This window comes from Phenylobacterium sp., from assembly GCF_004799515.1.
Lineage (GTDB): Bacteria > Pseudomonadota > Alphaproteobacteria > Caulobacterales > Caulobacteraceae > Phenylobacterium.
Map to the genome: position 1 here is coordinate 24,683 of NZ_SSMX01000046.1, position 26,964 is coordinate 51,646.

Here is a 26,964-nt window from a genome sequence, read left to right on the forward strand (position 1 = left end):
TCCTAAGGCCTGGGCCTTCAGCGCCAGCGCAACAGCCTGGTTCCCGCCGCCGCGCCCAGCGCGGCTACCAGCGCCATGCCCAGGGTGTACCAGATCGCCAGGAACGGGGCGGAGGTCTCGTCGCAGGCGAAGCCGTAGACCGCCGCCCCCACCGCGCCGGCGCAGCCGCCGGCCACCAGGCCTGCCAGCACCAGCCGGGTGGGCGCCAGGCCCCGGACCGCCCAGACCGCCCCGGCCAGGAGCGGCAGACCGATAGTCGCGATCCGCCAGGGACAGATCATCGAGGTGTGGCCCATCAGGAGGTCGTGCTGGGCCTGTGGCGGGGCCAGCGCGAAGCGGGCCAGCGCCATGGCCGCCACCACCGCGAAGGGCGCGGCGGCGAGCCCGGCCAACACCCCGGCGCGCGCTCCGGGCCGCGCCAGGCGCCCGAGCAACGCGGCCAGGATCAGGCCGGTGATGGCCGCATAGCCGAACTTCATCCAGAACATCGGCGTCGACAGCGCCTGGGCAAGGTCCGGCCGCGGGCCGAGCCACACCAGCATCAGCGCGGTGGAGACCACGCCGCCCAGGCCCAGGCCCAGCGCCAGCCGGCGCGCCACCGCGCCCGGCGCGACCTTCGGCACGTCGGCCGACAGGCGGGCGATCAGCTCGTCAGTCGCCTTCGACATCTGAGCCTCCGTACTGGCCGCCCAGCGACTTCAGCCCGCGGTGGATCGCCACCTTCACGGCCGATTCCGTCATGCCGTGCCTCTGCGCCGCCTCGCGGGTGGAGAGGCCGTCGATCTTGGTCTCACGGATCAGGTCGCGGGTCCGCGCCGGCAGGACCGCCATCACCCGCTCCAGGTCGCGCGCGGCCATGGCGGCCTCCGCCCCGCCCGCGGCGTCCAGAGCCGAGAACAGGGCGTCGGCCTCCTCGGCGGGCGCGCGCAGGTGCAGACGCGCGCGGCGCAGGGCGTCGATCAGCTTGTAGCGCGCGATCGCATAGGCCCAGGCGGTGAAGGGCTGGCCCGGGTCATAGGTGGCCCGGCGGCTATGCACGGCGATCAGCGTCTCCTGCACCAGGTCCTCGGCGTCCAGGCCCGGCGGGCAGCGGCGGCCGTAGAAGGCGCGCAGCAGCCTGCTGAGCTCGTCCAACAGCCGGCGATAGGGCTCGGCCTCCCCGGCGAGGCCGGCGAGCATCAAGCCTCGCAATCTGGGTTCGATCTCGTCCAACGCCGCCGACTGAAGGGTTCGCTCAAGGCCAAAGAAAAGTTACGCCTTGACCCTTCGTAACCTAAGCGCGCGTCTGAGCGAACCCGGATAGAGCTTCACTGGAGATCGCCATGAAGGCCCTGACCGCCGCCCTGGCCGGCGCCGCAGCCCTGGTCCTCGGCCAGCCCGCCCTCGCCCAGCCCGCCGCTCTGCAATCCGGGCCGATCCAGGTGGTCGAGCTCTACACCAGCCAGGGCTGCTCCTCCTGTCCGCCGGCCGACCTGGCGGTGGCGGCGATCTCGGCGCGGCCGGAGATCCTGGCGCTCTCCTTCGGGGTCACCTACTGGGACGACCAGGGCTGGAAGGACACCTTCGCCCAGCAGGCCTTCACCGACCGCCAGTGGGCCTACGCCCGGGGCCTGCGCCACAACAATGTCGGCACGCCGCAGGTGGTGGTGAACGGCCGGACCGACACCGTGGGCCAGAGCGTGGCCGAGATCGACCAGGCGCTGCGGGCCGCGGCCCTGCCGGCCGGCGGGCCGCAGGTCGGCCTGACGGCGGCCGAGGTCTCGGTCTCCGGGGCGGCGCCCGCCAAGTCCGCGGCGGTCTGGCTGGTGCGCTACGATCCCAAGGTCGAGCAGGTGCCGGTCAAGCGCGGCGAGAACAACGGCAAGACCCTGCCGATCAAGAATGCGGTCCGCCAGTTGGTGCGGCTGGGCGAGTGGTCCGGCGGCGAGAAACGCTTCGCCCTGCCCAAGGGGCCGCCGGACCTGAAGGCCGCGGTCCTGCTCCAGGCCGGGCCCGGAGGCCCGATCCTGGCCGCCGCCAAGGGCTAGAGCTGGGCCAGCAGGTAGTCGGCGGCGGAGACCTTGAACTCGCCGGCCTCCTCGATGTTGAGCTCGGTGACCGTCCCGTCCTTGACGATCATGGAATAGCGCTGCGAGCGCTTGCCCATCCCGAAGCGCGAGGCGTCGAAGCTGAGGCCCACCGCGTCGGTGAAGGCCGCGCCGCCGTCGGCGATCATCACGATGTCCTCGCCCACCGCCTGATCCTCGGCCCAGGCGCGCATGACGAAGGCGTCGTTGACCGACAGGCAGGCGATGACGTCGACGCCCTTGGCCTTGATGTCGCTGGCCAGCTGCTTGAAGCCCGGCAGATGCTTGGCCGAGCAGGTGGGCGTGAAGGCGCCCGGCAGGGCGAACAGGGCCACCGTCTTGCCCGCGAAGAACTCGTCGCTGGAGACCGGCTTGGGACCCTCGGCGGTGGCCAGGGTGATGGTGACGCTGGGCAGCTTGTCGCCAACTTTGATGGTCATGGGATCCGTTCCTCTGAGCGCGGGTTTTGTCGCCTAGCGGGCATAGCGTCATCTCCGCGCACCGCAAGCGAAGAGGCGCCCTTTTCCTTGAAAGCGCCCCGGCCACGGCGGAAACTTGCAGCGATGACAGGCGGTTTCTTCTCCGGTCAGCTCCTGATCGCCATGCCGGGCATTTCCGACCCGCGGTTCGAACGCGCGTTGATTCTGGTCTGCGCCCACGACCGGCGCCATGCCATGGGCCTGGCGGTGAACAATCCCGTCGAGGGGCTGACGGTGCCGGAGCTGCTGGAGCGGCTGGAGGTCAAGTCCACCATCGAGCTGCCTCCGGACCTGGTGCTGCTGGGCGGTCCCGTGGAGCGCGAGCGCGGCTTCGTGCTGCACAGCACCGACTACGGCGGCGAGGCCAGCCTCGACGTCGGCCCCGGCGTGGCGCTCACCGCCACCCGCGAGGTGCTGGAGGCCATCGCCTGCGACAACGGCGCGCCGTCGAAGAGCGTGCTGGCCCTGGGCTACGCCGGGTGGGGCGCGGGCCAGCTCGAGGACGAGATCAAGGAGAACGTCTGGCTGACCTGCGAGGCCGACGACGAGCTGGTCTTCGGCCAGGACCACGCCCGCAAATGGAGCCTGGCCCTGGCCAAGCTGGGCGTCGATCCCCAGCGCCTGGGCGCCGAGGGCGGACGGGCCTGAGGCGGTTCAGCCCCGCGAGCCCTTGGCCTTCACCGGGGCGGCGCCGTCGACGTAGCTTTCGTTGAGGTAGACCTCGGCTTCCTGAGCCGACAGGGCGGGCGCGTAGCCGAAGCCCTGGCCGTAGTCGCAGCCCAGCGAGAGCAGCTGGCGGGCCATGCCGGCGTTCTCGACGCCCTCGGCCACCACCTCCAGCGCCAGGTCCTGGCCCAGCTTCACGACCGAGGAGACGATCTTCAGCGAGCCCTCGTTGGTGGCCATGGTGCGCACAAAGTAGCGGTCGATCTTCAGCGTGTCGAAGGGCAGGCGCGTCAGGTAGCTCAGGGACGAGAAGCCGGTGCCGAAATCGTCCAGCGCCAGCGCCGCGCCGGCGGCCCGCAGGTCGCCCAGGATGACGGCGGCGCGGTCGGGGTCGCGCATGACGTCGCCCTCGGTCACCTCCAGCTTCAGCGCCCGCGGCGGCAAGCCGGTCTCGCGCAGGATGGCGGCGACGTCGGAGACCAGATCGGGGCGGTCGATCTCGTGGGTCGAGAGGTTGACGGCCACAGTGAGCTCGCCGGCGGCCCGGTGCTTGTTGCGCCAGGCGGCGAGCTGGCGGGCGCCCTGGCGCATCATCATCGCGCCCAGCTCCTCCATCAGGCCCATCTCCTCGCAGAGCGGCAGGAAGGTGTCGGGCATCAGCAGGCCGCGGCGCGGGTGGCGCCAGCGCACCAGGGCCTCGAAGCCTGAGAGCGCCCCGGTCGAGAGCCGCACGATCGGCTGGTAGAAGGGCACCAGCTCGCCACGGCTTATTGCGCCCTTGAGGTCGCCCTCCAGAGCCAGGCGCGAGAGCCCATCGCTTTCCAGGCCGCGACCGTAGGCGGCCGCGCCGCCGCGGCCATGGCTCTTGGCCGCCTCCACCGCCAGTTCGGCGCGGCGCAGCAGTTCGGCGGCTTCCGGGGCGTCGATGCCGCCGTGGGCGTCCACGGCGCCGATGGAGAGAGTCGGATGGATGTCGAAGCCGGCCACGCGCAAGGGCTGTTCCAGCGCGCGGCGCAGCGCCTCCGCGCCCGGCGAGGAGCCGGCGGCGGCCAGGGCGGCGAACTCGTCCTCGCCGATCCGCGCCAGGATGGCCTCGGCGGGAAAGGCCGCGGCCAGGCGCGAGCCCAGCGCGGCCAGCACCAGGTCGGCGCGCTCGTGGCCCAGGGCCTCGTTCAGGCGGCGCAGACGGTCGAGGTCGGCGACGATCAGCTCATAGTGGCCGGGGACCTGCAGCTGCTCGCGGGCTCGGGTGATGAAGCTGCGGCGGTCGAGCAGGCCGGTCAGCATGTCCTGGTCGGAGGCGGCGAAGCGGGTCTCGGGCGCCACCACGCCCGCGGCGCGGCAGCCCTCTTCCAGCCAGACGCCGCGCCAGATGGAGACGCCAGAGCCGCGCATGCGCAGGCGCACGGCCACCTCGGCGCCCGCCTCCTGGACGCGCAGGATGTCGTCGGCGTAGGCGCGGTCCTGCGGCAGGGTCAGCGCGCGCAGGGCGGCGGAGGAACAGTCGGGGGCGAGCGGACCCAGGCCCAGCGCCCGCGTCGCGCCGGTCAGGCGCATGCGGTCCTTCTCGGGCTCCCAGACCCAGAGCGCGACGTCGGCCGCGCCTAACGCTTCCAGCGTCGAGGTGGCGTCCCACATCCAACGGTCGTTCGGCATCACCAAGGGAAAACCGCCCCGCCACCTTCACGAGCGCGCGTACTGCGAGCCCCAAGAACTCGATCCTAGAGCCCTATGGTTTCCGAAAGGCTCCCAAGACACCCGGTTTCAAGCGTGACGGTTTCAAACCGACACACCTTCGTCCAGCCCGTCTGGTCTCTTGAAGGGCGAGATCAGGCCGAACAGGACATGATCTCGCCAGACGCCGTTAATTTTCAGATAAGCCCTGGCGAACCCCTCCTCGTCGAAACCGGCCTTGGCGAGCAGGCTGCGCGAGGGGGCGTTTTCGGGGATACAGGCCGCCTCCAGCCGGTGCAGGCCCAGCGAGCGGAAGGCGAAGTCGCTGAGCGCGCGGACGGCGCAGAGCGTGTGGCCATGGCGCGCGAAGGGCCGGCCGCACCAGTAGCCCACCGATCCCATCTGGGCGACGCCGCGGCGGACGTTGGAGAGCGTGATCCCGCCGGTCAGCGCCCCGTCCTCCTGGCGGAAGACGAAGAACGGATAGGCCGCACCGGCCTCGCGGTCGCGGGCGTAGGCGATCAGCCGGCGGCGATAGGCGGCGCGGCTCAGGTCGTCGGCCGGCCAGGTGGGCTCCCAGGGCTGCAGGAAGCCGCGGCTGACCGCGCGCAGCTCGCGCCATTCGGCATAGTCCGCCGCGCGCGGCGGCCGCAGGCTGATCCCCTCGCCATCGACGCGAAGTCCGCTCTCCGGCGCGATCCAGTCCAGCAGGGCCATGGGCGGTAAGCGTCGCCTCATTTGGCGCGAGGAGCAAGGCGGGGGGCGCTGGCGGGCGGTGCAAAAAGCCTCCCCCGCCGCCTCCGCGGCTGAGGGAGGCCGAGAGCAGACTAGTTTACATCATAGACTAGTTGATGTACGACGCTCTCACGCGGCCAGGAGGCCGCCTTCAGATGGAGAACGGGCGATGAGCGCCTCGAAGGGATCGATCGCAGCGACCGCCGGCGGCTCGGACCGGCTGCACGGACTGGACGCCGTCAGGGGCTACGCCCTGATGCTGGGCATCCTCTACCACGCCACCATGTCCTTCCTGCCGGGACAGCCGATCTGGGTGGTGGAGGACCCGCACAAGAGCCTGCTGCTCTCCGGCGTCTTCTACGTGTCCCACATGTTCCGGATGACCACCTTCTTCCTGATCGCCGGCTTCTTCGGCCACATGGTCGTGGAGAAGCGCGGCGTGAAGGCCTGGGTGAAGGACCGCGCCAAGCGCATCGCCCTGCCGCTGGTCGTGGGCTGGCCGATCCTGTTCGGCCTGATCGTGGCGGCCTCGATCTACGGGGCCTATGCCACCGCCGGGCACCTGCCGACGGCAGCCGAGCACGTCGCGGCTGCGGCCAGGGCCCCGAAGCCGCCGCCCCTCGCCTTCCCGCTCACGCACCTTTGGTTCCTGTACCTGCTGCTGTGGCTCGGTGCGGCGACGCTCGCGCTGCGCGCGGCGGTGAACCGCCTCGACGCCCAAGGGCGGCTGCGCAAGGCCGTCGACGCCGGCTTGGCCGCGGTGATCGAGAGCCCCTTCGCGGCCGTCGTGGTCGCCGTTCCCGCCGCGCTGGCCTTCCTGTTCGGCGGCCCGTGGCGCGGCTGGTTCGGGGTGATGACGCCGGACTCGTCCCTGCTGCCGAACATCGAGGCCCTGGTCGCCTACTTCACCGCCTTCGGCCTGGGCTGGCTGATCAACCGCCACGCCGGGCTGATGAACATCTTCGCGCGCCGCTGGCCGCTGAACCTCGCCCTGGCGCTGGGCCTGACGGCCGCCTGCCTCAGCCTGGCAGGCGTGGAGCCCCGGATCGACATCTTCCCGCTGGGCGCCAAGACCGCCGCCTACGCCGCCGCCTACGCCGTGGCGAGCTGGGCGTGGACCTTCGCCGCCATCGGCCTGGCGCTGAAGTTCCTGTCCGGCGAGAGCCCGACGCGCCGCTACATCGCCGACTCGTCCTATTGGCTCTATCTGATCCACATGCCGATCGTGATGGCGCTGCAGGCGGCGGTGGTGAAGCTGGACCTGCCGGCGGAGGTGAAGATCCTGATTGTCCTGGGCGTGGCCTTCCCGCTGATGTTCGCCAGCTACCAGCTGATGGTGCGCCGCACCTTCATCGGCGCCATCCTGAACGGACGGCGCGCGCCGAAGCCGGCCAAGACCGCGCCCCTGACCGCCCATCCGGAGCCCGCCGAATGAACGTCGATGACGCCCGCGACGACCTCGCCTTCATCCGCGCCCTGGTCGCCCCCGAGGACCACTGGCAGCGGCAGTTCGGCAGGATCTACGCCGCCGCGGGCGTCTGTTACGCGATCCAGATGCTGCTCCACATCGGCCAGTTCCTGAACGTCACGCCTCGGGACGGCCTGGGCGCCCAGGCGATCGGCTGGGGGCCGTCGATCGTCTTCCTGGGGATCCTGTTCTGGATCCTGCGGCGCGACGGGCCGCAGCCGGGCGGCGTCACCTCGCGCGCGGTGGGAGCGGTGTTCGCCGCGGTCGGCTTCACCAACCTGGCGCTCTGCGCCAGCATCGGCTCGGTGGCGCTGCGGCTGCACAGCCAGACCATCTGGCTGATCTATCCCTGCGTCGTGATGGTGCTGCAGGGCCTGGCCTGGATGGTGGCCTTCATGATGCGGCGGCGCCCGTGGCTGCTGGCCGTCGCCGTCGGCTGGTTCGCGACAGGCGTCGCCATGGCGATCTTCATCGACAACATGGTGGGCTACGTCGCCGCCGCGACCGTCGGCGTCGTCTGCTTCATGCTGACGCCCGGCCTCTATCTCGCACGCCAGGCCAGCCGGGACGCCTGAACCTTGGCCGCCGCCAAACCCAGCCTCGATATCGGCCGGATCGACGAGGTGATCCACGGTCGCCTGCGCCTGGGCGTCATGGCCTATCTGGCCAACGCCGAGGTCGCCGACTTCAACGAGCTGAAGGCGGTGCTGGAGGTGACTCAAGGCAACCTGTCGGTCCAGCTGCGCAAGCTGGAGGACGCCGCCTACGTGACCATCGAGAAGGGCTATCTCGGCCGCAAGCCGCGCACCCAGGTGCGGATCACGTCGGCCGGCCGCAGGGCGTTCGCGATCTATCTGGAGGCGCTGGGGGCGCTGATCGGGCCGCAGGGGAGCTAGCTCTTTTCTCCAATTGTCCTGGCGAAAGCCGGGACCCAAGCGGCGCTTGGGTTTCCAGCGGAGCGCCCTTGGCGGTCTCAGCTTGGATCCCGGCTTTCGCCGGGATGAGCGGAGGAGTGGATCAGCCGAACAGCGCTGTCTCGAACGCCGGGGCGGCCTTCAGCGAGGCCTTGGGCCCCAGCACGGCGACCGCGGCCTTCTTCTGGCTGAGGATGCGTTCGGTCAGCGCCACGAGGTCGGCCGGCGTCACTGCGTCAACCTCGGCGGCGATCTGCAGCGGATCGAGGGTGCGGCCGAACAGGAGGACCTGGCCGGCGGCCTGTTCGGCGCGGGCCAGCGCGCTCTCGCGGCCCATGAACATGGCGCCCTTCAGCTGGGCCTTGGCGCGGCTGAGCTCCGCCTCCCCCACCGGCGTCAGCATGCCGGCGATCTCGCCCGCCGCCACCCGCGCCAGCTCCTCGGCGTCCTTGGCCTCGCAGCCCGCGTAGACGCCCAGCACGCCCACGTCGGCGTAGGTCTCGGAATAGGCGTCGATGGCATAGGCGAGGCCGCGCACCTCGCGCGCCTCCTGGAACAGCCGCGAGGCCATGCCGCCGCCGAGGACCTCGGCCAGCAGCCGCAGGGCGAAATAGGCGTCGTCCGTGGCGCCCACCGCCGGCAACAGCAGGACGAGGTTCGCCTGCTCCAGGCTCTTGGCCTGGGCGCGGCGGCCGCCGGCGAACTGGGCGGGCGCCGGCGTCGGCGGGGCCACGCCCCGGGCCTGCCCGAAGTCGCGTTCCGCCAGGGCCAGGAGCTCGTCCTCGTCCACCGCCCCGGCGGCGCTGACCACCAGGGTCTGGGGCCCATAGAGCCGCTCGCGCCAGGCGTTCAGGCTGTCCGGCGCGGCGGTCCCGATGGAGGCCGGGGTGCCGAGGATCGGGCGGCCGAGCGGCTGGCCGGCGAAGGCCTCGCCCTGGGCCAGTTCGAAGACCAGGTCGTCGGGAGCATCGGCGGCCTCCGCGATCTCCTGGCCCACCACCTGTTTCTCGCGGGTGAGGTCGCCAGCGTCCATGGCCGGGCGCTGCACGAGGTCGGCGATCACCGCCGAGCCGAGGTCGAGGCCGCCGGCCAGGGCGCGGACCTGGAAGCTCGTCCGCTCATAGCCGGTGGCGGCGTTGATGTGGCCGCCCTCCGCTTCGATAGCCTCGACGATGCCGCGCGCCGAGCGGCCGCCGGCGCCCTTGAAGACCATGTGCTCCAGGAGATGCGACCAGCCGGAGTGGGCCTCGTCCTCGGCCCGCGCGCCGCTGCCCGCCACGACGGAGAGCGCCACCGTCTGCAGGCCGGCGATCGGGTCGCAGACCACGCGCACGCCGTTCGACAGGGTGTGGACCTTGGGGGTGATGCTCAGGCCTCCGAGAACGCGCGCACATAGGCCTTGATGGTCTCGGCGTCGGCGGGCAGGCGGTCGAAACGTTCGGGGCGCTGGGCAAGGTCCGTGGCCCCGCGCGGCAGGTTGGGCGTCACCCCGCAGGCCTTGGCGACGGCTTCCGGGAACTTGGCCGGATGAGCGGTGGAGAGCGCCACGACCGGCCCCGGCAGGTCCTTGGCGCGGGCGAGCGCCGAGAGCGCCACGGCGGTGTGCGGGTCGACCAGCTGGCCGGTCTCATTGAGCGTCAAGAGTATGGCCCGCGCCGTGTCGGCCTCGCTGACCGCCGCGCCGCGGAAGAGCTGGCGCATGGCGGTGAGCGCTACAGGCGGGAGGTCGATGGCGCCGGCCGTGGCGAAGGCCTCGAAGGCGCGGGCGGTCTCGACAGCCTCACCCCCGACGGCCTCGAAATAAAGCCGCTCGAAATTGGAGGCCGACTGGATGTCCATGGCCGGCGACATGGTCGGGTGCACCTTGCCCCGGGCGTAGCGGCCGGTCGCGAAGGCCTCAGCCAGGATGTCGTTGGCGTTGGTGGCCACCAGGATGCGGGCGATGGGCAGGCCCATCTTGTGGGCCACGTAGCCTGCGAAGGCGTCGCCGAAATTGCCCGAGGGCACGGCGAAGCTGACCGGCCGCTCCGGCGCGCCCAGCGCCACGGCGGTGGTGAAGTAATAGACCGCCTGGGCGGCGATGCGGGCGAAGTTGATCGAGTTGACGCCGGAGAGGTCCACCGCCTGGCGCAGGCCCACGTCCTGGAAGGCCGCCTTGACGATGGCCTGGCAGTCGTCGAACGAGCCCTTCACCGCCACGCCGGCGATGTTGGACTCCGTGGCCGTGGTCATGAACCGGCGCTGCACCTCGCTGATGCGGCCTTCCGGGAAGAGCGCCACGACGCGCACGTTCTTGCGCCCGCGGAAGGCTTCCACCGCCGCCCCGCCGGTGTCGCCGGAGGTGGCGCAGAGGATGGTCTGGGTGCGGCCGGCGTCGCCCAGGATGTGGTCGTAGAGCCGGGCCAGGATCTGCATCGCCACGTCCTTGAAGGCGAGGCTGGGGCCATGGAACAGCTCGGCCAGGAAGACGCTGGGCGAGAGTTGGGTGAGCGGCACGACCGCCGAATGGGTGAAGGTCGAATAGGCCTCCGCGCACATCTGGCGCAGGTCGGCGGCGGCGATCTCGCCCTCGGAGAAGGCGCCGATCACCCGCGCCGCCACCTTGGCGTAGGGCTGGCCGGCGAAGCCCGCGATCTCCTCGGGGCGCAGCAGCGGCCAGGCCTGCGGCACATAGAGGCCGCCGTCGGGCGCGAGACCGCCCAGCACGGCGTCCACGAAGCCGACATGAGGCGCCTGCCCGCGCGTCGAGACGTAGCGCATCAGCCCCTCATCCGCTTGAAGACCGCCGCGCCATAGACGCCGGCCAGGGCGCCGGCAAGGCCGAACCAGGTGAGCGCGTACTCCAAGTGCCGGTTGGGGATGTCCACCGGGAAGGGCGCCGGGATCAACGCCTTGAAGTCCGGATTGGCCGAGGTCTCGGCCATCAGGAACAGCGGCGCGACCGGCGGCGGGGCGCGCAGGGCCGCGGCCATGGCCTTGGCGTCGTGCAGGTACCAGCGCTGCGGGGTGTTGGGCGGGGTCATGAAGTTGCCCCGGTCGCCCTTGCGCAGGACGCCGGTCAGGGCGACCGGATCGTGGTTGGCGGCGTCGGCCGGCGGCCGGGCGCTGACCGTGTCGGGGATGAAGCCGCGGTCCACCAGGATGGCCCTGTAGGGGCCGTCAGCCAGTTGGCAGGCGGAGATCAGCCGGTAGCCGATCTGGCCCTCGCGCAGGCTGTAGAGCTCCAGCGCCGGCGCGCCCGCCAAGCCTGGGCAGGTGACCGTCACCCGCCGGAATTCCGCGTCGCGGCCGGCGGCCAAGCCGTCCAGCACCGGCGCCAGCGGCTGGGCGGGCGAGGCCTCAGCGCGGGCGATTCCGGCCAGCAGGGCTTCCTTCCACTTCAGGCGCTGCAGCTGCCAGACGCCCAGGCCGATCAGGATGACGAAGACGATCACGGTGGCCACCGTCAGGCCGACGGGGAACCCCTTCGGCTCGGGCCGCACGGGCCCGGCCTCCACCCTCGGCTCCCAGGCCTCAGTCATGGCGTGCTTGGGAGGCCTTGTTCTTGAACTGGGCGGCCAGCATCAGCCCCTTCATAGGCCGAAGCAGAACGAGCACGATGACGAAGGTCATCGGCAGCCAGATGAGCAGGGTCAGCCATACGGGCGTGCGCCAGGCCACCATGGTGAAAAGCGCGCCAAAGGCCACGATCAGGCCCGCGATCAGGATCACGAACACCGCCGGCCCGTCGCCGCTGTCGGCCGCCGCCAGGTCGAAGCCACAGGCCTCGCAGAGCGGCGAGACCTTCAGGAAGCCTTCGAAGAGATGGCCCTCTCCGCAGTTGGGGCAGCGGCCGGCTGCGCCCGACAGGAGCGGATCGGGTTTGCTCATCGCCGGCTCAGCTATGCGCTCCGAAGATCACGTAGATGAACGCGAACAGGAACAGCCACACCACGTCCACGAAGTGCCAGTACCAGGCCGCCGCCTCGAAGCCGAAGTGCTTCTGAGGCGTGAAGCCGCCGCCCAGCAGGCGCGCCAGGCAGACGATCAGGAACAGGGTCCCGATCAGCACGTGGAAGCCGTGGAAGCCGGTGGCCATGAAGAAGGACGAGCCGTAGAGCCCGGCGTTCGCCGCCTCCTCCGAGAAGAAGTACTTGTGCTCGAGGATGTGATGGTACTCGTAGGCCTGGATCGAGGTGAACAGCATCCCCAGGATGATGGTCAGGAAGAGCCCGATCTTGGCCCCGCGGCGGTCGCCGGTCTGCAGGGCGTGGTGCGCCCAGGTCACTGTGGTGCCGGAGAGCAGCAGGGTGAGCGTGTTGACCAACGGCAGCTGGAAGGCCGGCACCGCCTCGACGCCGTGCGGCGGCCAAGTGGCCCAGGCGGTCCGCACCTCTTCGATGGACGACAGCGTCCGGTGGTGATGGAACAGGGCCATCTCGAAGAAGATCCAGAACCAGGCGACGAAGAACATCACCTCCGAGGCGATGAACAGGATCATGCCGTAGCGCAGGCCGATGGAGACCACCGGGGTGTGGTCGCCCTCGTTGGCTTCCAGCACCACGTCGCGCCACCAGACGATCATGGTGAAGAGCACGCCGGCCAGGCCCAGGAAGAACAGCCACGAAGTGTGGGCCGGCAGGCCGAACAGGCCCTTCATCCAGGTCACGCCGCCCAGCGCCATGATCGTCGCCGAGATCGAGCCGACCAGCGGCCACGGCGACGGGTTCACCAGGTGGTAGTCGTGCTTCACGCCTTCGGCCATCGGTGGTCCCAAGTCCCTCACAAACCCCACGACCCGAAGCGCGGGGACTCAGAGGACCCCGCGGACAGGCCGGTTCGCGTCACGCTATAGCCCTGCCCAGCCCGCTCCGCCAAGGGGAAAGGGCGTCGGAAAGGCCGCTTAGTCGGTCGTCTTCGCCCCAGCCGGCGGCTTGACGTCTGTCGCCGGGTAAAAGGTGTAGGAAAGCGTCACCACCTTGCCGTTCTTGGTCTCGAAATCGTCCGCGTACTTGGGATCGACGAAGTAAAGCACCGGCATCTCCACCGTGGCCCCGGCGGCCACCGTCTGGTCGGAGAAGCAGAAGCAGGACAGCTTGCGGAAATAGACCCCGGCCTGGTCGGGCGAGACGTTGAACACCGCGCGCGCCGTCACCGGATGGTCGGCGTGGTTGGTGACCTTGAAGACCGCGACCTTGGTTTCGCCGATCTTCACCGTCTGGTCGGTCTGCTCGGCGGTGAAGTCCCACGGCAGGCCGCGGACATTGGTGTCGAAACGGATCAGCAGGGACGAATCCAGCACCTTGGTGGGCGCGGTCTCGGCCTTGCGGATGGTGCCGCCGTAGCCGGTGGCCTGGCAGAAGGCGCGGTAGAAGGGGATGGCGGCGAAGGCGGCGCCCACCATGGCCATGAACACGACGCCGCAGAGCGCGGCCACCCGGGCGTTGCGGCTCAGCCTGCGGCGCGGCTTGGCCCTTGGCGGTTGCGGCTCAGAAGACATTCTTTCCGACATTCCCGCCCAGGCGCACAAGGGTCACGACGAAGACCAGCAGCACGAAGATCACCAGCCCCAACGCCAAGGCGATATTGCGGCCCCGACGCGCACGGGCCTCGGCTTGCGTCTCGCGGGACGGATCGCTCATGCCAGAAGTCCCCAGGCGTGCAGGTCGAGAGGCTTCAGCCCCATCAGGTGCTCGACCAGCAGGGTGGCGAACAACAGGGTCAGGTAGAGGATCGAGAAGGCGAACAGGTTACGCGCGTCCTTGGCGCCGGCCTTGACGTCATAGAGCCCGTCATCCTTGCGCTGCAGGCCCGCCTCGCCGGCGTGGCTGCGGAACAGGCGCCAGGCGAGCAGCAGGAAGACCAAGCCGCCCAGCGCCGCCACCGCCAGATAGGCGGGGCCGCCGAGGCCGGTGAGCGTCGGGGTCAGGCAGAGCGGCGTGAACAGCAGGCTGTAGATCAGGATCTGGCCGCGGGTGGAGGCGGGGCCGGCCACCAGCGGCATCATCGGCACGCCGGCCTTCTTGTAGTCCTCACTGGTGTAGAGGCTGAGCGCCCAGAAATGCGGCGGGGTCCACATGAAGATGATGCCGCAGAGGATCCAGGCGTTGAGCGGCGCGGTCCCCGTGGCCGCCGCCCAGCCGATCACCGGCGGCAGCGCGCCGGCTAGGCCGCCGATGACGATGTTCTGCGCCGTCCAGCGCTTCAGCCAGACGGTGTAGACCACGGCATAGAAGAAGATGGTGAAGGCGAGCAGGCCCGCCGCCAGCCAGTTCAGCGCCATGCCCATCAGCATGACCGAGAACAGCGACAGCACGACGCCCAAGGCGAGCGCGTCGGCGCCCTGCACCCGGCCCGCCGGCACCGGCCGCCCGCGCGTGCGGCGCATCTTGGCGTCGATATCGGCGTCGTACCACATGTTGAGCGCGCCGGACGCGCCCGCGCCCACGGCGATGCAGAGGATGGCGACGGCGGCCAGGACCGGATGCACCGGGGTCCCGGCGCAGACCAGGCCGGTCAGGCCCGTGAACACCACCAGCGACATCACCCGGGGCTTCAGAAGCTGGATGAAGTCCTGCCAGCGGGCGGGCTTGGCCTCGGCGGATTTGACGGGTGGGGACAGGGCCTCGGACATGGCCATCGGACGATACTCTAAAATGATCGAGGGGCGCGAACCCTAGAGTCCGCGCCCCTCGGGGTCTTGTCTGGGACTGACGTCCTTAGTGGGCGTCGGCCTTGATCACCGGCAGTTCGTTGAACTGGTGGAACGGCGGCGGCGAGGGCAGCGTCCATTCCAGGGTGGTGGCGCCTTCGCCCCAGGGATTGGCCTCGGCCTTGCGGCGGAAGACCATGGCGTCGATCAGCACGAGGATGAAGACGCCCACGCCCACCAGGGTGATCGCGTAGCCGATCGAGGACACCTTGTTCCAGAAGGCGAAGCCCTCCGGATAGTCCACGTAGCGGCGCGGCATGCCCTGCAGGCCCAGGAAGTGCTGCGGGAAGAAGATCACGTTCACGCCGATGAAGGTGATCCAGAAGTGCAGGCAACCCAGCCACTCCCGGTACTTCACGCCCCACATCTTCTCGAACCAGTAGTAGAAACCCGCGAAGATCGCGAAGACGGCGCCCAGGCTCAGCACGTAGTGGAAGTGCGCCACCACGTAATAGGTGTCCTGGAATTGGTAGTCGACGCCGGCGTTGGCCAGAACCACGCCGGTCACGCCGCCGACGGTGAACAGGAAGATGAAGCCGATCGCCCAGAGCATCGGCGTCTTGAAGTCGATGGAGCCGCCCCACATCGTGGCGATCCAGCTGAACACCTTCACGCCCGTCGGCACGGCGATGACCATGGTGGCCGCCACGAAGTAGGCGGTCAGGTTCACGTTCATGCCCGTGGTGAACATGTGGTGCGCCCACACCAGGAAGCCGATGAAGCCGATGGCCACCATGGCGTAGGCCATGGCGAGGTAGCCGAACACCGGCTTGCGCGAGAAGGTCGACACGATGTGGCTGATCATGCCGAACCCGGGCAGGATCAGGATGTAGACCTCGGGGTGACCGAAGAACCAGAACAGGTGCTGGAACATCACCGGGTCGCCGCCGCCGGCCGCGTCGAAGAAGTGGGTGTGGAAGTTACGGTCGGTGAGCAGCATGGTGATCGCGCCGGCCAGGACGGGCAGCGAGAGCAGCAGCAGGAACACCGTCACCAGGATCGACCACACGAACAGCGGCATGCGGTGCAGGGTCATGCCCGGCGCACGCATGTTGAAGATGGTGGTGATGAAGTTGATCGCCCCCAGGATCGAGCTCGCGCCGGCCAGGTGGAGCGCCAGGATGGCGCAGTCCATGGCCGGGCCGGTATGGCCCGATGTGGAGAGCGGCGCGTACATGGTCCAGCCGCCGCCGAAGCCGCGGCCCGGCCCGCCGTCCACGAACATGGACACGCACAGCATGATGAAGGAGGCGATCAGCAGCCAGAACGAGATGTTGTTCATCCGCGGGAAGGCCATGTCCGGCGCGCCGATCATCAGCGGCACGAACCAGTTGCCGAACCCGCCGATCATGGCGGGCATGACCATGAAGAAGATCATGATCAGGGCGTGGGCCGTGACCACCACGTTGTAGCCGTGCTTGGAGCCCTCGATCACGCCGATCTGGGCGAGCCAGGAATGCGGCTGGAAGAGCTGGATGCCGGGTTCATAGAGCTCCCAGCGGATCAGGCCGGAGAACGCGCCGCCCACCAGGCCCGCGAAGATCGCGAACAGGATGTAGAGGGTGCCGATGTCCTTGTGATTGGTGGAGAACAGCCAGCGGGTGATGAAGCCCGGCTTGTGGTCGTGGCTGTCGTGGCCGTGGCTGTGATCGCCGTGGCTGTGATCGTGAGTATCGTGAGCGGCGGAAGCCATCTGACGCTTATCCTAGGATCAAGGCTTGGCCGCGGCCGCGGCCGCGGGCTTGGAGGCGGGCGCGGGCGCCGCCGGATTGTTCTGGTTGGCCGGAACGGCGGTGGCCGCGCCGGGCGCGGGCGCCGCAGCGGCCGGGGTGTTGGGCGCGCCGGCGGCCGCGGCGTTGGCCGTCGGCGTCGCGGCGGGCGCCGCCGGCTTCTTGGCGGCCACCCAGGCATCGAAGTCGGCCTGGCTGACCACCTTCACCTCGATGGGCATGAAGGCGTGGTCGACGCCGCACAGCTCACGGCAGGAGCCGTAATAGGTGCCGATGCGGTCGACCTTGAACCAGGTGGAGTTCACCCGGCCTGGCACGGCGTCCATGATCACCCCGAAGGACGGCACCGCCCAGGCGTGGATCACGTCGGCGCCGGTGGTGAGGATTTGCACCGTCTGGTTGACCGGCACCACCAGGGGCGCGGTGGTGGCCAGCTTATAGGGCACGCCGGCGGCCTTTGCCTTGTCCTCGGGCAGGATGTTGGAGACGAACTCGGGGATCTTCTGGTCGGGATACTCATAGCCCCAGTACCACTGATAGCCCGTGGCCTTCACGGTCATGTAGGGCTTGGGCATGTCGTGGTATTCGAACAGCAGGCGGAACGAGAAGACCGCGATCACCACCAGGATCAGCACCGGGACCAGGGTCCAGACGATCTCCAGCGGCGTATTGTGGCTCCACTTCGCCGGAACCGGATTGGCCTTCTTGTTGAACCGGAAGATGCAGATCAGCAGCAGCACCGCCACGAACACCGTGATGAGCGTGATGATCGGCAACAGGATCATGTTGTGGAAGAAGATCGCGTCCTTCTTCAGGGGCGTGACCCCCGCGACCATGCCGATCGCCTTGTCGGTGGGCTGGCCGATCAGCTCGTCGGCCATGGCGGCTGCGCCCCAGAACGCCGTCAGTGCGCCCGTCGCGATCCCTGCCGCCAGCGCCCGCATCCCCTGAAACCTAGACTGCATGTCCCCTCGGTCTGGTTGGCCCGCCAGCCGCACCCGAATCTGGCGATCTGGACGACTGTACAGAACGGCGCGCACGGACGCTCGCGCGCCGTCCCGGCCCTTCATCGCGGGTGCATACGCGCATCGTTGGGGCTTGCCAAGGCGCAAGCCGGCCCCCACGGGCGCGTCGTGCGCCGGGGGCGCAAAAGAACGCTGAACCGCCCCGCGGCGTGGCGATTTCGGCGACTCACGTTCGGGTAAAGGCCATGCGAGAACCGATGCACCGGCGCCCCGACGAGGAACGCGCCATCCGCGAGGACTTCGAGGCCCTGGTGAACCTGGAGCCAGCCGAACTCACGGCCTGGCTGCGGACGCCGCAGAGCCAGAAGGTCGGCATGGTGCGGCGCGGCGAGACCGAATCGGTCGGCCGCCAGTCGGCGCGGAAAATCCTGGCGATCAAGGCCAAGGCCGTCCACGACCTGACCGACGCCGACTACGCCCACATGAAGAAGGTGATCGGCTTCTGCCGCCGCCACCTGGCGCAGCGGCCGCTGGCCCGGAAAACCGGCGGCGACGTGTGCGACACCCGCTGGCGCTGGAGCCTGATGAACTGGGGCCACGACCCCTTGCGCGGGCGGCGCGGCGGCTGATTTCCGTCAAAAATCTGCACTGCCAAGCTCGGCCGTCTAGGCGCATGGTCGCCAGATGGGGCGGACAATCGTTGCAGCGGCAGTGATGGCGGGCGCGCTGCTGGCGGCGGGTGCGGCGCTGGCCGGCGGGAAGCCCGCGCCTTCCGACCTCAGCGGGCTCTGGACCAACGTCACCGTCACGCCGATCGAACGGCCCGCCGCCTTCGACGGCCCGACCACCACCGAGGCCCGGGCCAAGGCCTATGAAGCCGCCAATCCGCAAGCCTTCCAGGCCGCGGACATCGACGACATCGGCGGCCGGCAGACCGAATGGTGGGAATACGGCGGCCCGATGATCCGCATCAATGGCCAGGTCCACACCGCCATGATCGTCGAGCCCGCCGACGGCAGGCTGCCCTACACGCCCGCCGGGCGCGCCCTTATGGAAAGCAAGCTGAAGAGCCGCACCGCCGGTTTCGACAATCCGGAGGACCGAACGAGCACCGAACGCTGCCTGATGGGCGGGTCGAGCTCCTCCAGCGTGCCGATGATGCCCCACTGGGACAACAGCCTCTACCAGATTGTCCAGACCGGCGACTTCGTGGCCATCCGCATGGAGTCCGGGCGCGATCCACGGATCATCCGGCTGAAGGATAGCGGCCACCTGCCGCCAGCGATCCGGCCCTGGATGGGCGATTCCATCGGCCACTGGGAAGGTGCGACGCTGGTGGTGGAGACCACCAATTTCAATCCCGGCGAGCAGTTCAAGTCGCCTCAGGCCCTCTACATCTCCAAGGATGCCAAGGTGACCGAGCGGTTCACCCGCGTCTCGGCCAGCGAGATCGTCTACGACTTCACCGTGGAGGACCCGGCGGTCTACGCGCGTCCGTGGCGCGCCCAGCTGGTGCTCCGCGCCGCCAAGGGCCCGCTGTTCGAATTCGCCTGCCACGAGGGCAACTACGCCCTGCCCGGCATCCTCGCGGGCGCGCGCCATGAGGAGACGGCGGGGAAATAGCCGCCGCCCCGCCGTCTCCCGCAAATCGGCTGAAATCCTTACCCGGCGCTAACCGCCGCGGGCGAACCTGCCGCTCGGCCGCGACCCCCAACGCGCCGATGTACCTGAGTACCGAGTGTCCCCCGGCGCGCGCCCCCCTCCTGCGCCGGGGGATGCCGGCCTCAGGCCCCGCCAGCCCGCGACATCGCGGCGCGGCGCCGAAGCCGGGTGACGCGCGCGTCCGCGCTCCCTATCTTTGCGGCATGAACGCCATGTCCCCCGCTCCGTCGATCCTCGAATCCGCCGGCGTCGATCCCAAGCGCGCCGAAGCCCTGCTGGGCGAGGCCCTGAGGGGCGCCGACGACGGGGAGCTGTTCGTCGAACGCTCGGAGAGCGAGAGCTTCCTCTATGACGACGGCCGGCTGAAATCGGCGGCCTTCGACGCCACCGAAGGATTCGGCCTGCGGGTGGTGGCCGGCGAGACGGCCGGCTACGCCCACGCCAGCGAGATCTCGGAAGCCGCCATCGCCCGCGCCGCCGATTCGGCCTCGCTGGCCAAGCGCGGCTACGCCGGGACCGCCGCCGAGGCCCCGCGCGCCACCAACGCCAAGTTCTATGGCGAGGACGATCCGCTCGCCTCCCCCGACTTCTCCGACAAGGTGGCCCTGCTGCAGGAGATCGACGCCTGGGCCCGCGCGCGCGACCCGCGGGTCGTGCAGGTGATGGCCTCCCTGGCCGGCGAACGGCGCACGGTGGAGATCCTGCGCGCCGACGGGCGGCTGATCCGCGACGTGCGGCCGCTCGCGCGCATCAACATCCAGCTCACCGTCGAGCGCGACGGCAAGCGTGAGAACGGCTACGCCGGCGCCGGCGGCCGCGCCGGTTTCGAGGCCTGGATCACGCCCGACCGCTGGCAGGAGCAGGCTGAGGAGGCGCTGCGCCAGGCCCTGGTCAACCTGGACGCCGTCCCCTGCCCGGCGGGCGAGATGGACGTGGTCCTGGGCCCTGGCTGGAACGGCGTCCTGCTGCACGAGGCGGTCGGCCACGGCCTGGAGGGCGACTTCAACCGCAAGGGCACCTCGGCCTTTTCCGGCCGGATCGGCGAGCGGGTGGCCGCGCCCGGGGTCACCGTCTTCGACGACGGGGCGATCCAGGGCCGCCGCGGCTCGCTGACCGTCGACGACGAGGGCACGCCCACCGGCCGCACCGTGCTGATCGAGGACGGCATCCTGGTGGGTTACATGCACGATCGGATGAGCGCGCGGCTGATGGGCCTGGAAGCCACCGGCAACGGCCGGCGGCAATCCTACGCCCACCTGCCGATGCCCCGGATGACCAACACCGGCATGATGGCGGGCGACACGCCCCGCGAGGAGATGATCGCCTCCACCAAGCGCGGCCTCTATTGCGCGAACTTCGGCGGCGGCCAGGTGGACATCACCAACGGCAAGTTCGTCTTCCAGTGCACCGAGGCCTACCTGATCGAGGACGGCAAGGTGACGACCCCGGTCAAAGGCGCGACCCTGATCGGCGACGGGCCTTCGGCGCTGACGCGGGTGACGATGATCGGCGATGACTTCTGCTTCGACAACGGCGTCGGCGTCTGCGGCAAAGCCGGCCAGAGCGTGCCGGTGGGCGTGGGCCAGCCCTCGCTGAAGATCACAGGCCTGACCGTGGGCGGGACGAGCGTCTAGCGCGCCGCCGACCGCCGCCTCAAAAGATTCCGCCAGGGCGCGGCGCTATCGCGCAACCGCTTTCGATTGCTTATGTAAATTACATATGTAAACTACAGCAATCGGATGCAACTGCCGGCGAACCTTTCCGCGAATTAATCCACCTTACGGCCATTTAATTGGTCTGGGCGGACCGGCGCAGGTCACTTGCGACCCGTTGCTTGGGGAGCCTGTGTTCATGTTGTTCTTCGTCCTGGCGCAAGCCGCGGCCGTCGCCATCGCGACGGTTCCTGCGACGGCGTCCGAGATCGCCGCGTCGCCGCCGGCCGCCTCTCCGGCCGACACCGCGCCGGCGGTCACCGGCGCGGGCCAGTCGCTGCCGGACCAGGCCAACTCCGCCGCCCGGCCGCCGCAGACCGGCGTCGCCAGCTACGCCAACGACTTCTTCACCCCGGCGCATCCGAACACCGCGCTCGACATGGTCAACTACCTGCCGGGCTTCGCCCTCGACACCGGCTCCGGCGTGCGCGGCTATGAAGGCGCGGCCGGCAATGTGCTGATCGACGGCCAGCGCCCGGCGGTGAAGACCGAGGGCATCGATTCCATCCTGCAGCGGATGCTGGCCACCCACGTGGCGCGCATCGACGTGATCCGCGGCGGCGCGCCCGGCATCGACATGCAGGGCAAGACGGTGATCGCCAACGTCATCACCAAGGGCGGCAATGGCGCGCGCGGCATCCTCCACTACGCCGACCAGCACGTCAGCGACGGCCGCCGTTTCGGCACGCTCAGGGTCGAGGGCTCCGGCAACCTCGGCCCGCGCACCTGGGAGGGCGGCCTCACCGTCTCCGGCTTCATCGACGACGGCCTGGGCGACGGGCCGCGCAAGGAGATCAACCCCGACGGCTCGACCCTGCTGGGCGGCCATATCCACAGCCAGGGCTGGGGCACCCAGGTCACCGCCACCGGCGCCGGCGAGACCCCGTTCGAGGACGGCCGCCTGCGGATCAACGCCCGGATCAACACCCAGGTCTACGACTCCGCCGAGCTCGACACCCTACAGGTCCCGGCCAACGAGACCGAGCACGACCACCAGGACGACAACTATCTGCAGACCGAGGTCGGCGCCCGCTACAACCGCGCTTTCGGGGCGCGCACCAGCATCGAGATCGTCGCTCTGCGCCAGGACAAGCACGAGCTGGTCGCCGACGACTTCCGCCCCGTCGGCGACATCCAGAACTTCCGCCTCGACACCCGCAGCGCCGAATCGATCCTGCGCGGGGTGATCAAGTTCCAACAGACCCCGAAGCTGTCCTGGGAAGGCGGCGCCGAGGGCGCGCTCAACACCCAGACCAGCGTGACCACCTTCACCGACCAGGGCGTCCCCCAGGTGATCCCCGCCGCCGACGTCACCGTCGAGGAAAAGCGCGGCGAGGTGTTCGCCAAGGCGGTCTGGCGGCCGATCTCGCAGATCACCGTCGAGGGCGTGCTGCGCGAGGAGGGCTCGCACATCTCCTCCACCGGCGACGTGCTGCTGGAAAAGAGCCTCTACTTCACCAAGCCGCGCCTGGTGGTGACCTGGGCGCCGACGGACAAGACCCAGGTGCGCGTGCGCTACGAGCGCGAAGTGGGCCAGCTCGACTTCAGCTCCTTCGTAGCTTCGACCTCGCTGGTGGCGGGCGTGATCACCGCCGGCAACCCCAACCTGGAGCCGCAGCAGGACTGGGCGAGCGAGGTGGCGCTGGAGCAGCATTTCTGGGGCGGCGGCGCCATCGTGCTGACCGCCCGCCACCTGGAGATCACCGACGTGGTCGACCGCGCCCCGGTGGAGGCCAGCGACGGGACCTTCTTCGACACCCCGGCCAATATCGGCAACGGCTGGGAGAACGACGCGGTGGTCAACCTGACCCTGCCGCTGGACAAGCTGGGGCTGAAGGGCGCGCAGTTCCGCTACGACCTGACCCGACGCTGGTCGGAGGTGACCGACCCGACCACCGGCCTGCGCCGGCCGATCAGCGCGCTGCACCCCACCGACTGGGACGCCCACTTCATCCAGCCGATCGGCAACGTCAGCTACGGCGTCGACCTCTACGGCGGCTGGCAGCAGCGCCTCTACCGCTTCAACCAGATCGAGATCGACAAGCTGGGGACCTACGTCACCCCGTTCTGGGAGTGGAAGCCGAACCCGAAGCTCAGCTTCCGCATCGAGCTCGACAACGTCTTCGCCCGCGGCTTCAAGCACACCTTCGAGAATTATGACGGCCCGCGCGACCTGTTCCCGCTGGCCTACACCGAGGAGCGCAGCGTCCACCCCGGCCGGGTGATCTACCTGCGCCTGCGCAAGACCTTCGGCAGCTAGCGCGGCGGCGCTAGCCGTCCGCGCCGTGCGCCAGTTTCTTGAGCCAGGGCGAGAGCGCCAGCATCACCACGCCGGCGCCCAGGCCCCACAGGCCGATCATGCCGAAGACGTGGCTGTAGGTGGCCAGCGCCTTGCCGGCGTCCAGCACCTGGCCGCCGATGGTGTCCGAGGCGGTGAGCTGGGCGATCTTGGCCGCGACCCCTTCGGCGCCGGCGGTGCCCAGGAACCAGGCCGCCATCAGGGTCGAAATCAGGAGCGGCGGGGCGAGCTTGGTCATCTCCGACAGGCCGACAGGCGAGACGCACATCTCGCCGGTGGTCTGCATCAGATAGGCCGCCGCCAGGAAGATCAGCGGGCTCTTGAAGTCCGCGCCGGCGAACTGGCCGCCCAGGATGATCACGAAGTAGCTCGCGCCGATCAGCAAGAGGCCCACGCCGAACTTGGCCGCTGGATTGGGATTGCGCCCGCTCCGGCCGAGCCAGGTCCAGAGCGCCGCCATCGCCGGCGCCAACACCAGGATCCAGCCCGACTGGAACGACTGGGTCTGGGCCGGCGTCATGGTCTGGTCGCCGTAAAGGTGCAGGTTCACGTTGCGCTCGGCGAACAGGTTGAGCGACGAGGCGCCCTGCTCGTAGAGCGCCCAGAACACCACCGAGGCCAGGATCAGCGCGATCGCCAGGATCAGCCGCTCACGCTCGACCTTGGAAGCCTTGGCGGCCATGTACCAGCCGAGGTAGCCCAGCACGCCCACCGCGCCCGCCATCAGGAGGTCGGTGACGAAGGCGAAGCTCTGCACTACCAGCCAGATCACGCCGACGCCGGCCAGGCCCGCGATGTAGATGAGCCACTCGCCGTTGATCGGGCCGACGATGGGCTTGGCGAGCGCCACCGGGTCCGGCGGCTCGCCCTTGCCCTCCAGCAGGGGTTTGCCCAGCACGAAGACCAGCCAGCCCAGGGCCATGCCGACCCCGGCCGCGCCAAAGCCCGCCCACCAGCCGACCGACTGGCCCAGCCAGCCGCAGGTGATCGAGGCCAGGAAGGAGCCCAGATTGATGCCGTAGTAGTAGAGGCTGAACCCCGGGTCGCGCAGGGGATCGCCCTGCTCGTAGAGCTGGCCGACGATGGCCGAGATGTTGGCCTTTAGGAAGCCGACGCCCATGACGATCAGCGCCAGCGCCAGGAAGAGGATCGGCAGGGACGTGGAATCCGGCCGCACCACGCTCAGCTGGTAGTCGCCCTTGGCGAGGTGCGCCGGCAGGGGCGCCGCCGCCGGCAGATCCTTGATGTCCAGTCCGCCGTCCGCGGCCGGGGCGTAGGCAAAGGCCTGGCCGCCCACCTTCAGCTTCACCTGACGGCTCTCGGCGCGGCCGGTGATCTGGAAGTTGTAGGTCGTCCCATGCCAGGTCAGCGCCTGCTCGGCGGGCCGGCCTTCGATGGCCATGGTCATGTGGCCCGCCACCAGCAGCAGCGCCCCGAAGGCCACCGCCTTGCGCGCGCCCAGGAAGCGGTCCGCCAGCAGGCCGCCGACCACGGGCAGCAGGTAGACCAGCGACGCATAGGCGCCCATCTGGCCCTGGGCCCTGGAGTCGTCGAACAGGAAGTGCTGCGTCAGGTAGAAGATCAAAAGCCCGCGCATGCCGTAGTAGGAGAAGCGCTCCCACATCTCGGCGAAGAACAGGATGGTCAGGCCGCGCGGATGACGCCGCAGTTGCAGGAAGACCGGGATGGCCGTGACCGCGGCGATGAGGATGCCGGCCACGATGACGATGTCCATGCGAGCGGTCCGCCTGTGTTTTGCTGGAAGACGCGCTCCCCCGAGCGCGCTGTCATGAATCCGGCTCAGAAAATCACCTAGACTCCCTCAGCACAAGCAAGGCGCGACCCCATCTAGGGGCGACGCGCCCACGCGGAGCCGCGCCGCAGCCTCCGCGTTACGCCGGTGAAGGAGTTTCCCGATGAAGATCCCCGGTCCCGACCACCCGATCACCCTCGAGCCGGCCAAACGGCGCTGGCGCGCCGAGTTCTCCGGCCATGTGATCGCCGACAGCAACGACGCCCTGATCCTGCGCGAGGCCGACTATCCGGCGGTGGTCTATTTCCCGCGCGACGACGTGGCGATGGAGTACCTGACCCGCACCGACCGCGGCACGCACTGCCCCTACAAAGGCGACGCCAGCTACTACACCGTGCTGATGGACGGCCACTTCGCCGAGAACGCCGTCTGGACCTACGACCAGCCGTTCCCCGCTATGGAGGCCATCGAGGGCCGCCTGGCCTTCTACACCGACAAGATCAAGGTCTATGAGGTCGACGATGCGGCGGTGAATCCGGGCCACGAGGTCTCGCACCACGACGCCGAGGTCACCGTCGACCAGGTGGTGCAGCACACCGATTCCGGCTCCGGCGCCTCGCAGCGCGAACCCTGGCCGGCGACGGTCTCGACGCTGGCCGGCGCCGACGACGGCGCGGTGCGCTGAGCTAGTAGGCGAAGGCCTCGAACACCTTGCTGGCGTCGCCGGCCCACGGGCCGTTGTAGAGCTCCAGCAGGCGTTCGGCCGGCGTGATCCCGCTGGCGGCGATCTCGTCGAGTTCGGCGAGGTAGCCGGTCTCGTCCACCATGCCGCCGGAGAGGCGGTTGCGGGCCTTCAGGCCCTCACGGGCGATGGCCAGCAGGTCCTGGGCCACGGCCTGGACGCTGCGCCCGGCGATCTCGGCCTTCAGCCCCAGCCGCGCCACGTCCTCGCGCAGCCGCTCGTGGTCGTCGATCTTCCAGGCCTTGCAGAGGTCCCAGGCGGCCGCGAGCGCGGCGGAGTCGTAGAACACGCCCATCCACAGCGCCGGCAGGGCGCAGAGCCGGCTCCAGGGGCCGGAATCGGCGCCGCGCATCTCCAGGTACTGCTTCAGCCGCACCTCCGGGAAGATGGTGGTGGTGTGGTCGGCCCAGTCCTTGATGGTCGGCCGCTCGCCCGGCAGTTCGGGCAGCTTGCCGTCCATGAAGTCGCGGAAGGAGCGGCCGGCCACGTCGATGTAGCGGTCGCCGCGCTTGACGAAATACATCGGCACGTCGAGGGCATAGCGGGCGTAGGTCTCGAAGCCGAAGCCGTCTTGGAACACGAAGGCCAGCATGCCGGTGCGGTCGGCGTCGGTGTCGGTCCAGACGTTGGCGCGGGCCGAGACGAAGCCCGACGGCTTGCCCTCAATGAACGGCGAATTGGCGAACAGCGCCGTGGCGATCGGCTGCAGCGCCAGGCTGGTGCGGAACTTGGCCGCCATGTCGGCCTCGGAGCCGAAGTCGAGGTTGGCCTGCACCGTGCAGGTGCGGAACATCATGTCGAGGCCGAGCCCGCCCACCTTGGGCATGTACTCGCGCATGATCTTGTAGCGGCCCTTGGGCATCACCGGCACCTGGTCGCGCCGCCAGACCGGGGTGAAGCCCAGGCCCAAGAAGCCCAGGCCAAGCTCGTCGGCGACGACCTTGACCTCCTGCAGGTGCTGGCCGGTCTCCTCGCAGATGTCGTGGATGGTCTCCAGCGGCGCGCCGGACAGCTCGAACTGGCCGCCGGGCTCCAGGCTGACGTTGGCCTTGCCGCGCTCGAGCGCGATGACATGGCCGGCCTCCAGCACCGGCGCCCAGCCGAAGCGGGTCATGCCGTCCAGCAGCGCCTTGATGCCCTGCGGTTCGTAAGGCACCGGCTCGTGGGACCCCAGACGGAAGACGAACTTCTCGTGCTCGGCGCCGCAGCGCCATTGGTCCTTCGGCTTCGAGCCCTTGGCGAACCAGGCGACCAAATCCTCGAACGTCAGGGGACGATCGTCACAGGCGGCCTCGGCCATACGGTTTCTTCCCCAGCCCAAACGGGACCGCGCCGTCAGGCGGGCCGTGCTCTTTACGTTGAGGGGATAGGTGGGCGCAATCGGACGAAGCTCAAGGGGGCCGGCAAA

The 26,964-nt window shown here is 69.6% G+C and carries 27 protein-coding genes; 10 read left to right on the forward strand and 17 right to left on the reverse strand.

The window, feature by feature from the left end; genetic code table 11:
• Positions 1-17 precede the first annotated feature (17 nt).
• The gene (locus E8A49_RS17695) at positions 18-668 is read right to left on the reverse strand and encodes a DUF1109 domain-containing protein (protein WP_293384503.1); all 651 of its coding nucleotides are present in this window, start codon (positions 666-668) and stop codon (positions 18-20) included.
• The gene (locus tag E8A49_RS17700; protein ID WP_293384505.1) at positions 652-1,212 is read right to left on the reverse strand and encodes a sigma-70 family RNA polymerase sigma factor; all 561 of its coding nucleotides are present in this window, start codon (positions 1,210-1,212) and stop codon (positions 652-654) included. The genes E8A49_RS17695 and E8A49_RS17700 overlap by 17 nt, the downstream gene beginning before the upstream one ends.
• 110 nt (positions 1,213-1,322) lie before the next feature.
• Here E8A49_RS17700 and E8A49_RS17705 point away from each other — a divergent pair, with 110 nt between their 5' ends.
• The gene (locus E8A49_RS17705; protein WP_293384508.1) at positions 1,323-2,027 is read left to right on the forward strand and encodes a thioredoxin family protein; all 705 of its coding nucleotides are present in this window, start codon (positions 1,323-1,325) and stop codon (positions 2,025-2,027) included.
• On the opposite strand, the gene E8A49_RS17710 is transcribed toward E8A49_RS17705, so the two are convergent.
• A complete protein-coding gene (locus E8A49_RS17710) occupies positions 2,024-2,506 on the reverse strand; it encodes a peroxiredoxin (RefSeq protein ID WP_293384511.1) in 483 nt (160 codons plus the stop codon). The genes E8A49_RS17705 and E8A49_RS17710 overlap by 4 nt on opposite strands.
• Positions 2,507-2,629: 123 nt before the next feature.
• On the opposite strand from E8A49_RS17710, the gene E8A49_RS17715 reads away from it, so the two are divergent.
• Positions 2,630-3,193, forward strand: a complete 564-nt coding sequence (locus tag E8A49_RS17715; RefSeq protein WP_293384515.1) for a YqgE/AlgH family protein — start codon at positions 2,630-2,632, stop codon at positions 3,191-3,193.
• A 6-nt stretch (positions 3,194-3,199) separates the two neighbouring features.
• Here E8A49_RS17715 and E8A49_RS17720 read toward each other — a convergent pair whose 3' ends face one another.
• Together E8A49_RS17720 and E8A49_RS17725 are read right to left on the reverse strand one after the other, a co-directional pair.
• Positions 3,200-4,867, reverse strand: a complete 1,668-nt coding sequence (locus E8A49_RS17720) for a bifunctional diguanylate cyclase/phosphodiesterase (protein ID WP_293384518.1) — start codon at positions 4,865-4,867, stop codon at positions 3,200-3,202.
• A gap of 123 nt (positions 4,868-4,990) precedes the next feature.
• Positions 4,991-5,602, reverse strand: coding sequence for a GNAT family protein (locus E8A49_RS17725; RefSeq protein ID WP_293384521.1), 612 nt, complete (start codon positions 5,600-5,602; stop codon positions 4,991-4,993).
• A 187-nt stretch (positions 5,603-5,789) separates the two neighbouring features.
• Here E8A49_RS17725 and E8A49_RS17730 point away from each other — a divergent pair, with 187 nt between their 5' ends.
• From E8A49_RS17730 to E8A49_RS17740, 3 genes are read left to right on the forward strand one after another with little or no spacing between them, the layout of a single operon-like run.
• Entirely contained in the window at positions 5,790-7,055 is a 1,266-nt protein-coding gene (locus E8A49_RS17730; protein WP_293384524.1) for an acyltransferase family protein, read from the forward strand.
• A complete protein-coding gene (locus E8A49_RS17735) occupies positions 7,052-7,663 on the forward strand; it encodes a hypothetical protein (RefSeq protein WP_293384527.1) in 612 nt (203 codons plus the stop codon). Before E8A49_RS17730 ends, E8A49_RS17735 begins: the two co-directional genes overlap by 4 nt.
• 3 nt (positions 7,664-7,666) lie before the next feature.
• Positions 7,667-7,984, forward strand: a complete 318-nt coding sequence (locus tag E8A49_RS17740; protein WP_293384530.1) for a transcriptional regulator — start codon at positions 7,667-7,669, stop codon at positions 7,982-7,984.
• Positions 7,985-8,105: 121 nt separating this feature from the next.
• Here the strand turns inward: E8A49_RS17740 and E8A49_RS17745 are convergent, their stop codons facing one another.
• The 10 genes from E8A49_RS17745 to coxB form a co-directional block, all read right to left on the reverse strand.
• A complete protein-coding gene (locus E8A49_RS17745) occupies positions 8,106-9,368 on the reverse strand; it encodes a pitrilysin family protein (protein ID WP_293385002.1) in 1,263 nt (420 codons plus the stop codon).
• Between the two features lie 2 nt (positions 9,369-9,370).
• Entirely contained in the window at positions 9,371-10,762 is a 1,392-nt protein-coding gene (gene thrC, locus E8A49_RS17750; protein ID WP_293384533.1) for a threonine synthase, read from the reverse strand.
• Positions 10,762-11,523 (reverse strand): SURF1 family protein, encoded by a 762-nt coding sequence (locus E8A49_RS17755; protein ID WP_293384536.1) that lies wholly within the window; start codon positions 11,521-11,523, stop codon positions 10,762-10,764. The genes thrC and E8A49_RS17755 overlap by 1 nt, the downstream gene beginning before the upstream one ends.
• Positions 11,516-11,872, reverse strand: a complete 357-nt coding sequence (locus E8A49_RS17760) for a DUF983 domain-containing protein (RefSeq protein ID WP_293384539.1) — start codon at positions 11,870-11,872, stop codon at positions 11,516-11,518. Before E8A49_RS17760 ends, E8A49_RS17755 begins: the two co-directional genes overlap by 8 nt.
• 7 nt (positions 11,873-11,879) lie before the next feature.
• Positions 11,880-12,746 (reverse strand): cytochrome c oxidase subunit 3, encoded by an 867-nt coding sequence (locus E8A49_RS17765; RefSeq protein WP_293384542.1) that lies wholly within the window; start codon positions 12,744-12,746, stop codon positions 11,880-11,882.
• Between the two features lie 138 nt (positions 12,747-12,884).
• Complete coding sequence (locus E8A49_RS17770) at positions 12,885-13,481, reverse strand: cytochrome c oxidase assembly protein (protein WP_293384545.1); 597 nt, start codon at positions 13,479-13,481, stop codon at positions 12,885-12,887.
• Complete coding sequence (locus tag E8A49_RS17775) at positions 13,471-13,623, reverse strand: hypothetical protein (protein WP_293384548.1); 153 nt, start codon at positions 13,621-13,623, stop codon at positions 13,471-13,473. Before E8A49_RS17775 ends, E8A49_RS17770 begins: the two co-directional genes overlap by 11 nt.
• Positions 13,620-14,621 (reverse strand): heme o synthase, encoded by a 1,002-nt coding sequence (cyoE, locus tag E8A49_RS17780; RefSeq protein WP_293384551.1) that lies wholly within the window; start codon positions 14,619-14,621, stop codon positions 13,620-13,622. The genes E8A49_RS17775 and cyoE overlap by 4 nt, the downstream gene beginning before the upstream one ends.
• A gap of 79 nt (positions 14,622-14,700) precedes the next feature.
• Complete coding sequence (ctaD, locus tag E8A49_RS17785) at positions 14,701-16,386, reverse strand: cytochrome c oxidase subunit I (protein WP_293384554.1); 1,686 nt, start codon at positions 16,384-16,386, stop codon at positions 14,701-14,703.
• Between the two features lie 18 nt (positions 16,387-16,404).
• Entirely contained in the window at positions 16,405-17,388 is a 984-nt protein-coding gene (gene coxB, locus E8A49_RS17790; protein ID WP_293384557.1) for a cytochrome c oxidase subunit II, read from the reverse strand.
• Between the two features lie 257 nt (positions 17,389-17,645).
• On the opposite strand from coxB, the gene E8A49_RS17795 reads away from it, so the two are divergent.
• The 4 genes from E8A49_RS17795 (at position 17,646) to E8A49_RS17810 (ending at position 23,022) form a co-directional block, all read left to right on the forward strand.
• Positions 17,646-18,017, forward strand: coding sequence for a DUF3140 domain-containing protein (locus E8A49_RS17795; RefSeq protein ID WP_293384560.1), 372 nt, complete (start codon positions 17,646-17,648; stop codon positions 18,015-18,017).
• Between the two features lie 85 nt (positions 18,018-18,102).
• A complete protein-coding gene (locus E8A49_RS17800; protein ID WP_293384563.1) occupies positions 18,103-19,011 on the forward strand; it encodes a hypothetical protein in 909 nt (302 codons plus the stop codon).
• A 242-nt stretch (positions 19,012-19,253) separates the two neighbouring features.
• Positions 19,254-20,684 carry a metalloprotease TldD gene (tldD, locus tag E8A49_RS17805; RefSeq protein WP_293384566.1) on the forward strand — a complete coding sequence of 477 codons (1,431 nt, stop codon included), beginning with the start codon at positions 19,254-19,256 and terminating at the stop codon, positions 20,682-20,684.
• Between the two features lie 217 nt (positions 20,685-20,901).
• The gene (locus E8A49_RS17810) at positions 20,902-23,022 is read left to right on the forward strand and encodes a TonB-dependent receptor (protein ID WP_293384569.1); all 2,121 of its coding nucleotides are present in this window, start codon (positions 20,902-20,904) and stop codon (positions 23,020-23,022) included.
• Between the two features lie 10 nt (positions 23,023-23,032).
• Here the strand turns inward: E8A49_RS17810 and E8A49_RS17815 are convergent, their stop codons facing one another.
• Complete coding sequence (locus E8A49_RS17815) at positions 23,033-24,796, reverse strand: oligopeptide:H+ symporter (protein ID WP_293384571.1); 1,764 nt, start codon at positions 24,794-24,796, stop codon at positions 23,033-23,035.
• A gap of 181 nt (positions 24,797-24,977) precedes the next feature.
• Here E8A49_RS17815 and E8A49_RS17820 point away from each other — a divergent pair, with 181 nt between their 5' ends.
• On the forward strand, positions 24,978-25,499 hold the full coding sequence (locus E8A49_RS17820; protein WP_293384574.1) for a DUF427 domain-containing protein: 522 nt from the start codon (positions 24,978-24,980) through the stop codon (positions 25,497-25,499).
• Between the two features lies 1 nt (position 25,500).
• Here E8A49_RS17820 and E8A49_RS17825 read toward each other — a convergent pair whose 3' ends face one another.
• Positions 25,501-26,856, reverse strand: coding sequence for a glutamate--cysteine ligase (locus E8A49_RS17825; protein WP_293384577.1), 1,356 nt, complete (start codon positions 26,854-26,856; stop codon positions 25,501-25,503).
• Positions 26,857-26,964 lie beyond the last annotated feature (108 nt).